At 36.4% G+C, this 12480-nt stretch carries 13 protein-coding genes; 4 read left to right on the top strand and 9 right to left on the bottom strand.

The window, feature by feature from the left end; genetic code table 11:
* Window positions 1-98: 98 nt before the first annotated feature.
* The 6 genes from Q7J67_06930 to Q7J67_06905 form a co-directional block, all read right to left on the bottom strand.
* Entirely contained in the window at window positions 99-482 is a 384-nt protein-coding gene (locus Q7J67_06930; GenBank protein MDO9465012.1) for a cobalamin B12-binding domain-containing protein, read from the bottom strand.
* Window positions 483-667: 185 nt separating this feature from the next.
* Entirely contained in the window at window positions 668-2239 is a 1572-nt protein-coding gene (locus Q7J67_06925) for a polysaccharide biosynthesis C-terminal domain-containing protein (GenBank protein MDO9465011.1), read from the bottom strand.
* Between the two features lie 88 nt (window positions 2240-2327).
* Window positions 2328-2753, bottom strand: coding sequence for an ABC transporter permease (locus Q7J67_06920; GenBank protein MDO9465010.1), 426 nt, complete (start codon window positions 2751-2753; stop codon window positions 2328-2330).
* Complete coding sequence (locus Q7J67_06915) at window positions 2746-3678, bottom strand: GDP-L-fucose synthase (protein MDO9465009.1); 933 nt, start codon at window positions 3676-3678, stop codon at window positions 2746-2748. The genes Q7J67_06920 and Q7J67_06915 overlap by 8 nt, the downstream gene beginning before the upstream one ends.
* Before the next feature lie 25 nt (window positions 3679-3703).
* On the bottom strand, window positions 3704-4189 hold the full coding sequence (locus tag Q7J67_06910) for a hypothetical protein (protein ID MDO9465008.1): 486 nt from the start codon (window positions 4187-4189) through the stop codon (window positions 3704-3706).
* A 101-nt stretch (window positions 4190-4290) separates the two neighbouring features.
* Window positions 4291-4665, bottom strand: a complete 375-nt coding sequence (locus Q7J67_06905) for a PilZ domain-containing protein (protein ID MDO9465007.1) — start codon at window positions 4663-4665, stop codon at window positions 4291-4293.
* A 225-nt stretch (window positions 4666-4890) separates the two neighbouring features.
* Between Q7J67_06905 and Q7J67_06900 the strand changes: the two genes are divergently transcribed.
* The 4 genes from Q7J67_06900 to xerC are packed head-to-tail and all read left to right on the top strand — an operon-like array spanning window position 4891 to window position 9194.
* Entirely contained in the window at window positions 4891-6348 is a 1458-nt protein-coding gene (locus Q7J67_06900; GenBank protein MDO9465006.1) for a hypothetical protein, read from the top strand.
* Window positions 6321-7781, top strand: a complete 1461-nt coding sequence (locus tag Q7J67_06895; protein MDO9465005.1) for an NAD(P)/FAD-dependent oxidoreductase — start codon at window positions 6321-6323, stop codon at window positions 7779-7781. Before Q7J67_06900 ends, Q7J67_06895 begins: the two co-directional genes overlap by 28 nt.
* On the top strand, window positions 7778-8251 hold the full coding sequence (locus Q7J67_06890; protein MDO9465004.1) for a hypothetical protein: 474 nt from the start codon (window positions 7778-7780) through the stop codon (window positions 8249-8251). The genes Q7J67_06895 and Q7J67_06890 overlap by 4 nt, the downstream gene beginning before the upstream one ends.
* Window position 8252: 1 nt before the next feature.
* Entirely contained in the window at window positions 8253-9194 is a 942-nt protein-coding gene (xerC, locus tag Q7J67_06885; GenBank protein ID MDO9465003.1) for a tyrosine recombinase XerC, read from the top strand.
* On the opposite strand, the gene Q7J67_06880 is transcribed toward xerC, so the two are convergent.
* The 3 genes from Q7J67_06880 to Q7J67_06870 form a co-directional block, all read right to left on the bottom strand.
* Complete coding sequence (locus Q7J67_06880; GenBank protein ID MDO9465002.1) at window positions 9179-10468, bottom strand: NAD(P)/FAD-dependent oxidoreductase; 1290 nt, start codon at window positions 10466-10468, stop codon at window positions 9179-9181. The two genes, xerC and Q7J67_06880, sit on opposite strands and share 16 nt — an antisense overlap.
* Window positions 10468-11730: a DEAD/DEAH box helicase gene (locus Q7J67_06875; GenBank protein MDO9465001.1), complete on the bottom strand. Its 1263-nt coding sequence runs from the start codon at window positions 11728-11730 to the stop codon at window positions 10468-10470. The genes Q7J67_06880 and Q7J67_06875 overlap by 1 nt, the downstream gene beginning before the upstream one ends.
* Before the next feature lie 92 nt (window positions 11731-11822).
* Window positions 11823-12480 (bottom strand): hypothetical protein (locus Q7J67_06870; protein ID MDO9465000.1); only part of this gene is annotated, 658 nt, incomplete at its 5' end.

The raw sequence follows: 12480 nt of genomic DNA, 5'->3' as shown, positions 1-12480 counted from the left end.
GCATGCTACTGCTAACCACTGCACTATTTCTCATATTACCGTACTCCTCATTGCGCTCACTGCTGCTAAGACTGGACATAAAGATAAAATCCGCTTCATCAAAAAGTTTCTCCCTTCCCTCTAATTTTGTGACCGCCTATTATATCAATGAATGGATAGTGCTTTAAAATAAGCTCATCCAGAGTATTAACATGAGGTCCACCAATTATTATTTTACAATCCGGATTTACTTGCTTTACTTTCTCTGCGAAATTAAAAACTTGAAACCTCGATTCTGTATAGCATGTCAATCCCACAATTTCTGCTTCCTTGGCTTCGTCAAGGACATGTTTCTCAGTTAAACCTTGCAACATTGGTTCGAGGATTTTAACTTCACAATTACTGCGTTCTTTTAAATAAGTCCCTATAAAACCCAAACCCAAAGTGGGAACTACTACTACACCTTCAAAATAAGGATTTACCAAAACTACCCGTTTAGCCATAACCTTCGCTCCTGCTTGTTTTATCCTGGAACCCAGCTCGAACGTAACTCAAAAATACAACCCTTTATAAGATATCAATTTATTCAACTCTCTCGGAAAGATACACAAACTGGCAACCTATCCAAGACTTAGTAGTTCCTAGACTGAGAATCTTTCATCTTTCCCCAGACTTACTACGGCTGTCCTTATCGTTGTTCACCATTTCTATGATTAAGAGAGTTTAGAGGAAAAATTCTTCCGAATATTTTTATATCCTCCTCATCAAAGAAATTCACTTTTCGTAAGATTAATAAATAGCTGATGAAAAAGAATAGCATCTCAGATATCAAAAATAATAAGGCGTAGAGGCGATTTGACATCAGAATATCCTTAAACCCCAGGTTAAAGATAAATATGATAATACTCAATATGGCGGGGATAAAAACAAGGTTTCCCAATTTAATTCTGTCGCTAAAATTGATCAACATTAGCTTTAAGTAATTGTGGAATCTTATCCCAAAGTAGGTGGTGCTTACGGTAACAGAAATAAGGGTGGCAAGTAATATACCCACAAATCCCATTTTTATAATAAGTATAATGCTAAGAATAAGGTTTAAAATAGCCTGCCCCCCTCCGGCTTTCATTTGAAATTCAGGTTTTCCAATACCGACGGCGATCGCTGACCCCATCGTAAACAAGGACATTATCAGAAAAGAGGGAGCAAATATCTGGATCACAAGAACGACGTTACTAAAATTTTCCCCTAACCAGGCAAAGACAATCAAATCTGCTGCCGTAAAAACAAAGAAAAATATAGGGAAGGCTATTGCCAGAAGGTATTTTGTTCCTCGCAAATATAATTTAATTATCTCTTCTCTCCTCTGTCCTACCTCCAATTCAGAAGCTGCCGGGACAATGGCTGAGATTAACAGCGAAGGTATTTCTCTTGCCTTGCTTACAATTAAATATCCTAACTGATAATAACCTATTAAACTAAGAGACAAGAAATACGAAATCAATAACTTATCTGTCTGGAAAGTAACAATATCCTCTATACGCGTTACCCAACGCTTTATCCCAAATCCAAAGAGCATCTTAAATATTTTTTTATCTAGCAAAAAAGGATTCACCTTCGGGTTGGGGAGTAACCTAAAAGCTACTATAAAATTAATAGTTCCACTTATCGCCAGGATAAGGGCATTGTTCACCATCAACCCGGGCAAACCATATCCTAATTTTAAGAAGAGGATAGTTCCAATAACATTGGGAATGGTGATAGCTATAGCGATTTTATTGGTAATATCCATTCGTTGCAGACCGCCTTGGATAGCTCCAAAAGCCACCAATGCGTTGGAAACGGCGAATATTATTATTCCCAGCAAAAAGACGAACGATGCCTCACCCTGAAGGTTGAGGGGTATCTTAAAGAGATGGAGCAAAGGGTCTATAAAAGAGAAGGCTAATATGATAATGACTGCTCCCAGGAGAGAATAGAACACGAGACCAACGTTAATAACTTGATTTATTGTTTTATAGTCCTTTTTAGCGTAAAATTCAGCGATGAATTTTACAAAGGAATCTCTTACTCCAAAATCCATTAAGCCAAAATAACCGGTTATCGCCCCCACAATCGCCCAGATTCCATATCTTTCAACCCCAATATGCCGAATAATATAAGGGGTTAAAAATAAAGCAACTAAAATTCCCCAGAAATGGCTCAGGGTATTAAATTTGGTATTTCTTATTATCTTTTCAGAAATACTTTTCTCCAAATCCACCCCTCTTTATTTTTCGCTCTCTCCGTTAAGAAAATATCCCGGGATCCTCATGCTGATTTTACCTTGAGATATCCTTTCTTCCTTTTTATTAAGAAATACCATTATCAACCTCCAGATAAGTTTTTATCCCCATTATACTTTTCGCTGCCCTGTGCGCCTCAATAAATTCTGACATTGGATTAAGCGTAAGCAGCCATTTATATTTTCCTGCTAAAGAAACGGGATATATAACGGGGGTCACAAATATAAGCAGTTGTATAAAGAATGGAATGGCATGCCTGACATCCCTGTACTTCACATTTATTGCTGAGAGCCAGAACCCAATTCCAGATGCAAGCATCATAGTGAAGAACAATATAATTGGAGTAAGAAGTAAATAAAGAGTAGGGGCGACCCTATAATAAGCCATCAACCCAAATACAATAACAAATGCAACAGCATAATCAATGAGACCCACAATTTTTGCTGATATGGGAAGTATTATTCTTGGCTTTATTACAGTGATGTTATCCATTTTCCCCATCATACCACTCAATTGTTTTCCTTAACCCTTCTTTAAAATCGGTCTTAGCAGCAAAACCAAACTCTTTCCTTGCTTTAGATACATCTAGTTTTCTTCTTGGCTGTCCGTCCGGTTTGGAAGTATCCCAGACAATCTTACCTTTAAACTCGGTTAGTTCGGCAATTAAAGCAATCAAATTTTTTATGGAAATTTCAAAACCAGCACCAATATTTACTGGATCCGGCTTATTATATTTTTCCGCAGCCAAAATAATCGCTTCAGCGCAATCCTCAACATACAAGAATTCCCTGGTTGCCTTACCTGTTCCCCAGATGACTATACTATCCTTTCCTTCTTTCTTGGCATCAAAACATTTTTTTATAAGAGCTGGTATTACATGTGATGATTTTGGATTATAATTATCTCTTGGACCATAGAGATTTACCGGCATTAAAAATATGGAGTTAAAACCGTATTGCTGGCGGTAAGCCTGAGATTGAACTAAAAGCATTTTCTTCGCTAATCCATAAGGAGCGTTTGTTTCTTCTGGATATCCATTCCATAAATCTTTCTCCTTAAATGGAACAGGAGTAAATTTTGGATAACAACATATAGTCCCAAGGGCAACAAACTTTTCTATTTCAAATTTTCTGCCTTGTTCCATCATCTGAATACCCATCATTAAATTATCATAGAAAAATCTACCTGGATTTTCACGATTTACTCCAATTCCACCAACCTTTGCGGCTAAATGAATTACGATGTCAGGAGTAGAATCCTTGTAAAGCCTTTTAACAGCTTCCATTTGGACAAGATTATAATTTTTGCTTCTGGGAATAAAAATATTTCTATATCCTTTCTTTTTTAACTTCTCTACCACAAATGAACCAAGAAACCCTGTTCCTCCTGTAATAAGAATAACCTTATCATTTAGCATCTTAAGTCTCCTGTGTATTTGTTGGTTAGGGTAAAAATTTCAACAGCCCTTTCACCTTAGCAGACAATTTTCTGATATCTGCAATCTTTTGTTTATATACATGTGTGACTTTTTTATCCTCTTTATTAAGTTGCTTCCCTGCGCTTTGAAGCATTTCCTCTGCTCCGGATAATCCATCATCTACCTCTCTTGTCCTCTTTGTTAATCCTTCTTTAAGACGGTTTGTAATTATTTCCAAAATATCTTCATTCGCTTTATAGAAATTACGCCTGCTTCCCTTTACCCATGCCTTTTTTACTGCGCCCCATCTTTCAAGTACGCGAATATTAACACTCACGTTCCCCTTGCTTACTTTCAGGACATGTGTAATTTCATCAAGTGAGACCTGGTCATTCGAGATATAGAGCAGCGCATACATCTGACCAGCAATTGAATTCAATCCGAGATTTTCTGCCATACTTCCAGCAATTTCAATAAAATAGTCGCGTACTTTTTCTATTTCTGAATTCATAATAAAATACCCTTATATTTTTTTGTTTCTTTGCGTTTAGAATGTTCTAAACATAGAATAAGATAAAAATTGATAAATGTCAAGAATTGATTTAAAGACTGTTACAGTTTGTTGCTCAAATTCCTTGCAACAATATAGGAGGATATTTTATTTCTTTCGCTTTCCAATAGGTTGGAGAATAATATGGCTATATTATATTTGCCTTTGTGTTTGGAGAGTTCTGTACGAACAACAACTCCGCTGCAGTGGACACGGAAGAACTCACCCCTTGATGGAAAAGTTGTTGGAATTAACATATTTAAATCAAGCTTTGTCATTAAGGAAATTTTTTTATTTACTTCACAATAGATGCCTGAGCAGCTGATATTATCAACCTTTGTCCTTACTGCTTCAAACCCATTATCTATCTCTGCATGAAAATCGGCTTTAGCTCTCGGGTATTTTCGTCTTTCGACCCTTCTTTCAGATACGCTCATAATTAAACAAATTTCGTTTTCTTATCCTTAAAATCATTATAACATTTAATGCATAATCTGCCAATTGTTTTTCTTATAATCCTAATATATAATGAGTAAATGACTGTTGTTCGAAAAATTACTAATTATACAAGAAAAACTTGCAACTCCCTGCTAAGCAGTAATTTTACTTTTATAGTTTTAAGTTTTTTGTGTATTGGACTTTTAAATATCTTAACGCATGAAATGTGGCGGGACGAACTACAAGCATGGCTTATTGCTAAGGATAGTGTCTCAATTCTAAACCTGTTTGAGAATCTGAGATATGAAGGGCATCCTGCGTTGTGGCATATATGCCTTTACTTACTCAGCAGGTTTACTGCTCAGCCAATTGTAATGCAATTCTTTCACTTACTATTAGCTGCAACAACAATATACATTTTTACAAGATTTTCGCCATTTACAAAGTTACAAAAGATATTATTTGCTTTTGGTTACTTTCCTCTTTATGAATACGCTGCCATAAGCAGAAATTATGCAATGGGTGTTCTGTTTATCTTTTGCTTCTGCAGTGTGTTTCGAACACGTACCAAAAACTACCTCGTTCTATCCTGTATTCTGTTCATGCTTGCTCAAACCAGTGTCTACGGCTTAATGATCGCTATCTGTTTTGGATTTACGCTGATCATGGAATATGTTCTTGATAGGAACCTGCGGAAATTATTGAGCGCAAGAAGAACGGAACTTGTTATCGGTATGTGCATATTTATTCTTGGTATTATGGGTTCTGTTTCTCAACTTATTCCGCCCATTGACAGCGGAGGAAGAATCTGGGGAATGAATATTGATTTAAGACGCATCATACGTGTAATTACAATCCCATGGAAAAGTTATATTCCAATTCCAGAGTTCATGAACACTAAATTTATTGTTTCTACAATACTCCCTTCCCGGATCCCTAGTGCAATCCTATCCATCATTCTGTTATGTTTCTCTCTTCTGCTTTTTGTACGAAAGTCTGTTGTGACTTTTTTATATATTTCTGCAACTATTGGGCTTCTAATTTTTTCCTACATTATACACTTTGGTGAGTTAAGACATCATGGACACCTGTTTATCTTGTTTATTGCATGTTTATGGATCTCCGATTATTACACTGATACAGAAGTAAAATCGCGGGTTTTTAACAATCTGGCTAGGTTTTGCAAAAAATACAAAAACAGGTTTGTTGTTGGGATTCTATCAATCCATCTCGTTCTTGGCATTGCTGCAAGCGGAGTGGATTGGTTTTATCCATTTTCCGCAGGCAAAGAAACAGCAAAATTCATCAAAGATAAACAAATGGATAATATGTTAATGCTTGGAGATATGGATTTTCCAGCATCTGTTGTGGCTGGTTACCTTAATCGCAAGATTTATTACACTCAGAGTAATAAATTCGGCTCTTTCATTATCTGGAATAACAAAAGAGGAAACCACAGCGCCTATGAAATTCTTAAAAAAGCTCAGGAACTGACACTACAGAGAAAAGAAGACATGTTGCTTATTATGAATTACGAACTTGATATATCCTCTGCTTTAAATCCTATTGTCAAAATTAAAGAATTCAAAAAAAGTATTGTGCCTAACGAGAAGTATTATCTATATCTCATGAGTTATGATACAAGGGAAACATCATGTCGGATCAAAAAACAGCTATTATAATTGGAGCAGGTCCCGCAGGTCTAACTGCAGCTTACGAACTGCTAAATAAAACAGATATCAAACCTATTATTTATGAGATGACAGAAGATATTGGCGGTATTTCCAAGACAATAAATTATAAAGGCAATAGAATAGACATAGGAGGTCACAGATTCTTCTCTAAATCTGACAGAGTTATGCAGTGGTGGCAGAAGATCCTTCCTTCGCAAATGTTAATTCGTACCCGGCTTTCAAGAATTTTTTTCCTGCGAAAATTATTTGATTATCCTGTTTCTTTGAATCTCAATACCTTTTCAAATCTTGGATTTATGCGAATTATTAAGATAGGTCTGAGCTATATCAAAACACGATTTTCTCCAATAAAAAACGAAGGATCTCTCGAAGACTTTTTTATCAACAGATTTGGCAAAGAGCTGTATCTTACATTCTTTAAAGATTATACAGAAAAGGTCTGGGGAATTCCTTGTAATAGAATTAGACCTGAATGGGGCAGGCAAAGAATAAAAGGTCTCTCTATTAGTAAAGCGCTGCTCCATGCTGTGAAAAAACAGAAAAATACAGAGACCAGTCTAATTGGACAATTTTTGTATCCTAAATTTGGCCCAGGTCAAATGTGGGAACAAGTTGCTAGAATTATTAAGGAAAAAGGCGGAGAGATATATCTAAAGCATAAAGTAATTGGTCTTAATCACCATGATAATGAAATAGTGGAAGCTGCCCTAAAAGAGAAAACTACTAATGAGCTGATAACTAAAACAGCAGATTATTTTTTCTCAACAATGCCTGTTAGAGACTTAATACAATCTCTTCAGAATGATGTGCCACGAGAGATTCAGCAAGTAGCTCAGGGATTGATGTATCGCGATTTTATAACAGTTGGCTTACTCCTAAGGAAACTAAAAATAAAGAATAAAACTAGAATAAAAACTATTAATAATATTGTTCCTGATAACTGGATTTATATTCAGGAAAGAGATGTTAAACTTGGTAGAATTCAGATATTTAATAACTGGAGTCCTTACATGGTTAAGGATGAAAATACTGTATGGATAGGATTAGAGTATTTTTGTAATGAAGGAGATGAGCTGTGGAACAAGACTGATGAGAATTTCGCCAAATTCGCAATTGATGAATTGGCTAAAATTGATATTATAGAAAAAGAAGATGTGCTTGATAAAGTTGTTATTCGAATGTCAAAAACCTATCCAGCTTATTTTGGCACATATGACCAATTTTACGTGATCAAAAACTTTACTGATAAATTTGAAAACCTGTTTTTAATAGGCAGAAATGGTATGCATAGGTATAATAATCAAGACCATTCTATGCTTACAGCAATGGCTGCTGTTGAAAACATTATCAATAATATTAAATCCAAACACAACATTTGGGCTGTGAATACTGAAGATGAATATCATGAGGACAAATTATGAAAATTCTAAATACCATAATGCTGCTTCTGCTAATCTTATTTGAAACACACCCAGCTTTTTGTAAACAGAAGAAACAGATATCTATTGGCTTGCACGAGAGAACAAACAAGGATCCAAGTATAGTTGTCTCACGCATGCCAAGATGGCACGGGGCTACACAGGTTGATAAGAAAGCTGCACGTATATTATATGATAGTAGTGAATATATCCTAGAAATACGGGTTGATAAGAAGATTGGTTTTATAGAGATTTTTGTTGATTCAATATTCAGAGATCTGGTTAAAGCCAATTCTTCAAAAGCTATTGCAGAAATGGAGAGGTGGTGGAGACTAGCTTCTGAAAATCTGCAGACTGATGCGTTTTCTATGAGGATAAAATGGATAGGATATAAGAAATTTAAGGCATTAGTAGCAGATGTGTTTTATATCAAAAATTCCGATAAAGTAAAAGTCAGGACATATCCCCATTAAAATGAGAAATCCGAAATCCGAAATCCGAAATCCGAAACAAATTCTAAATTCAAATGTCCAAGAATTTATTACATACCTGGAAATTGAGCGCAATGTGTCAGAATACACTATTAAAGCTTACTCATCTGATATTAAGCAATTCTTAGAATTCTTAAAATCAAATAAAGAAGAATTGGGAAACATTACACACAGAACTATAAGGAAATTTCTGGCGCATTTACAAAACAAAGCCTACTCAAATAAATCAACAGGAAGAAAACTTGCTACAATCAGGTCTTTTTTTAAGTTTCTCGTAAGAGAAGGATATCAAAAAACAAATCCAACACTGGTTGTTTCTAGCCCGAAAACCGATAAAAAATTGCCGGAATTTCTTACTGTAGAGAATATGATTAAATTAATAGAAAAACCTGACGAAAATGATGTATTAGGAATAAGAGATAGAGCTATATTCGAAACACTTTATTCAACAGGCATAAGAGTTGGAGAACTTACGCATCTTAATATCTATGACATAGATTTTGGCGGCGGAACTATAAAGGTTAAGGGCAAAGGAAACAAACAACGCATTGTTCCTATTGGGGATACAGCTCTGGATGTAATAAACAGATATTCTGCTGTTAGAAGCACATTATTCAATAATAAAAATATCGGCATAACTGAGGACAGACAAGCATTATTTCTTGATAAATGGGGAGGCAGGCTTACTTCAAGAAGTGTTGAGAGAATTGTACATAAGCACATTGTAGGAATTCCAAAAACGTTAGGAATCACTCCGCATACTTTCAGGCACAGCTTTGCAACACATCTTTTGGATGCTGGTGCTGATCTCAGATCCGTGCAGGAACTGCTTGGCCATGTAAGTTTATCAACAACACAAATATACACTCATCTTACACCTGAAAAACTGAAAAGAACGTATAAAAAAGCTCACCCAAGAGCATGAACCCTGTTAGCTCTGCCTGCAATCCATCCTGTTGAAAAAGCAGCTTGCAGATTAAATCCTCCTGTGTCAGCATCAATGTCAATAATTTCACCCGCAAAATATAGGCCTTTAACAAGTTTCGATTCCATTGTTTGGGAATTGATCTCTTTTATGCAGATTCCGCCGGATGTTACAATGGCGTGATTAAATGACCTGTAACCTGTCACTTCAAATTGAAACTCTTTCAGCAGCATCCTAAGTTCTTTACGTTCTTTAGAATTAATCTGGCTCAGTTGCTTTTCCTCTGGAATCTTTAATTTCTCGATAAATACCGGAACTAGTTTCTCCGGCAGCAGTTTTTTTAGTAAATGCTTAAAACCTTGTTTGCTGTGCTCAGTTATTTCTCTTATTATTCTCTGGTCAATCGTTTTGTGATTGAGTGCAGGTTTTAAATCTATGGAGATAAATACCTTTTGCTTATCATCAACAAGCTTTACAATGGTTTTGCTTAAGGAGAGAATTATTGGACCGGAAAGACCAAAATCAGTAAACAACATTTCACCAAACCGTTCATCAACCTTTTTGTTTCCGCACCATACTTGCGCTTTTGCGTTTTTTAAGCTTAATCCCTGAAGCTTTTTTGCAATGCCGCCTCTAGTTTCAACAGGTACAAGAGATGGAGAAACAGGTGTAATTGTATGTCCAAGCTGAGATGCTAGCTTAAATCCTGCTCCAGTCGAACCAGTTCTGGGATATGATTTTCCTCCGGTTGCAAGCACAACTTTATCTGTTTTTATTTGAATGCGTTGAGCGTTTTTATTGCCTGCAGGATTTCTCTTATTAACTGCAATAACAAAACTATTATCAGGTAATTTCGTAATACTAATTACTTCTGAATTAGTAGAAATGGGAATATTCAGTGATTTTACTTTGTTGAGCAAAGCGTTTGCAATATCCCCTGCATCATCATTTTCCGGAAAGTAACGCCCTCCTCGTTCAAGCTTAAACTGAATGCCAAGCTTTTCAAAGTATTTAATAAGGTCTGTATTAAAAAAATTTGCGAAAGCAAACTTCAAGAACCTTCCGTTTTTGCCAAAATGCGAAATAAAATCCTCTAATACAGCATCGTTGGTAATGTTGCATCGTCCCTTTCCTGAAATTTTTAGTTTCAGCGCAGGTGTATGCATTTTTTCGAGAATTAATATTTTTGTGGAAGGTTTACAGCTTTCAATAGCCGCAATCAAACCTGCCGGCCCCGCGCCGATAATGATAATGTCATATTGATTTTTAAACATTATCTGGAAAATCTTGATGAGTTTGTTCTATTTTGTTTTTTATTCTTCGCGGCAAAGTATTCTTGTCTTCTTTGTTGTTTCTCTTTGTCCCATTCCTTCTTTTCGTTTCCTGTCATTGGCTTTTCTGTTTGAGGATAAGGGTTTTCTTTGACAAGTTCTATTTTCTGGTTTATCAATTTTTCAATGTCTTTTATATAAGCATTCTCTTCAGGTTCGCAAAGGGATATAGCATTACCTTCTTCCCCTGCTCTACCAGATCTGCCTATCCTGTGGACGTATGTTTCGGCTATATTCGGTATATCATAATTGATGACATATTTTAGTTTGTCAATGTCAATACCTCTTGCGGCAATATCTGTTGCCACCAACACCCTAATTTCTCCAGCTTTAAATTGCGCCAGGACTTTTTGCCTTTGATTTTGCTCTTTGTCACCATGTATAGCTGCTGATTTAATCTTATATTTTTTAAGGTCACGATCTATTTTGTCAGCACCACGTTTTGTTCTGGAAAACAATAATACCTGATCTATCTTTTGATACTGAAGTATATGACGCAGCAAATCTTTCTTGCTTGATCTATTGGTATAATACAGATATTGCTTTATAGTTTCAGCAGTAGAGGAAATGGGACTTACATCAACTTTCATAGGATTTCTCAAAATTTTCCTCGAAAGTTCTACAATATTTCCCGGCATTGTTGCTGAAAAAAACAAAGACTGCCGTTTCGTTGGTAATTTGGCGATGATCTTTCGAATGTCATTGATGAACCCCATGTCGAGCATCCGGTCAGCTTCGTCCAGCACGAAGTATTCGACGTCATTTAACCTGATGAAGCCCTGATTTATTAAGTCCAAAAGCCTTCCAGGCGTTGCAACGAGAATATCGACACCTTTGCGAAGGGCATTCGTTTGTGCACCTTGCTTCACGCCACCGAAAACGACTGTGTTTTTGATCCCAGTGAATTTTCCATACGTAGTAAAGCTCTCTGCGATCTGAATCGCCAATTCGCGTGTGGGAGTTACGATGAGCGACTTAATTTTGCGCGGGCTGTTATTCTGCTGACGGTCAAAAAAGAGGTGCTGCAGGATTGGAATAGCAAAAGCCGCTGTTTTACCTGTCCCGGTTTGAGCACTACCTAATACATCATTTCTTTTTAGAATGAGTGGAATAGCCTTAACTTGTATTGATGTAGGCTCAGTATACTTTTCTTCTTTGAGAGCTCTTAAGATAGGCTCAATAATTCCCAGTTCTCTAAATAGTATCATTATCTAATTTTTATCCCTAAATTAAGACGGCATTATAACATAATTATTTGAATTAGCATCATATGGCACTATCATTTGCCAGCAGTTTTTTAATTCAAGGGAACGGTCAACACATCATTACCCCCCTTGCCAGAAAAAGACTGATCTAATCTGATCACAGCATCAAGGTCAATAGGTGGAATCATAAGCAAACGCTTGTCCAGATTTGGCACCTTCTCTCTAGCCAACTGCCAGGGCGTTTTGTTCTCTTTGTAAGTATTGGGTCTATGGAGATTAAAGAATAGCTGGTAAGAGTAAGCTTTTTGCATAAAGTCTAACCTGTTTTTTGGAGATTCTATCTCATAGAATTCTATCTCAATGAGATTATGGACGGTTTCAACATCGGCCTGCATTCTATGCGCTCCGGGAAATATGGTTCTGTGCACTTGTCCCGGCATAGATTCTACAGCTAATGTGTAAGCAGAAGGGGATTTGGACTTCCAACTGCCGCAGTACTCTGACCCATTGTCCGTCTGCCTTATGGAATTAGCAGGCAATACGTTAAATTTATCCAACCAGTAGTTTATGTAGTTAGCGAATATGGTGGAATGAGTTAAGCTTCTTTCGTCGGCAAACCCAAAAAATTGGATACCACAGCTTATTTCCCTGAAAGTATACTGAACTCTGGGCAGTTTAAGCTGATTCATTTGAGCCCAGTATTCAGGGATATCTGTTAAGTCTTTAGTATCTTCACAAGCGCGTTCAAAC

The organism is bacterium, from assembly GCA_030652805.1.
Lineage (GTDB): Bacteria > JAHJDO01 > JAHJDO01 > JAHJDO01 > JAHJDO01 > JAHJDO01.
This window is presented reverse-complemented; position numbering and strand designations above follow the sequence as displayed.

Bases quoted from the DNA above. Each gene is read 5' to 3' on its own strand.
- Q7J67_06890 (MDO9465004.1), top strand. From the start codon at position 7,778: ATGAAAATTCTAAATACCATAATGCTGCTTCTGCTAATCTTATTTGAA.
- Q7J67_06895 (MDO9465005.1), top strand. From the start codon at position 6,321: ATGTCGGATCAAAAAACAGCTATTATAATTGGAGCAGGTCCCGCAGGT.
- Q7J67_06900 (MDO9465006.1), top strand. From the start codon at position 4,891: ATGTGGCGGGACGAACTACAAGCATGGCTTATTGCTAAGGATAGTGTC.
- Q7J67_06920 (MDO9465010.1), bottom strand. From the start codon at position 2,753: ATGGATAACATCACTGTAATAAAGCCAAGAATAATACTTCCCATATCA.
- Q7J67_06905 (MDO9465007.1), bottom strand. From the start codon at position 4,665: ATGAGCGTATCTGAAAGAAGGGTCGAAAGACGAAAATACCCGAGAGCT.
- Q7J67_06910 (MDO9465008.1), bottom strand. From the start codon at position 4,189: ATGAATTCAGAAATAGAAAAAGTACGCGACTATTTTATTGAAATTGCT.
- Q7J67_06915 (MDO9465009.1), bottom strand. From the start codon at position 3,678: ATGCTAAATGATAAGGTTATTCTTATTACAGGAGGAACAGGGTTTCTT.
- xerC (MDO9465003.1), top strand. From the start codon at position 8,253: ATGAGAAATCCGAAATCCGAAATCCGAAATCCGAAACAAATTCTAAAT.
- Q7J67_06930 (MDO9465012.1), bottom strand. From the start codon at position 482: ATGGCTAAACGGGTAGTTTTGGTAAATCCTTATTTTGAAGGTGTAGTA.
- Q7J67_06880 (MDO9465002.1), bottom strand. From the start codon at position 10,468: ATGTTTAAAAATCAATATGACATTATCATTATCGGCGCGGGGCCGGCA.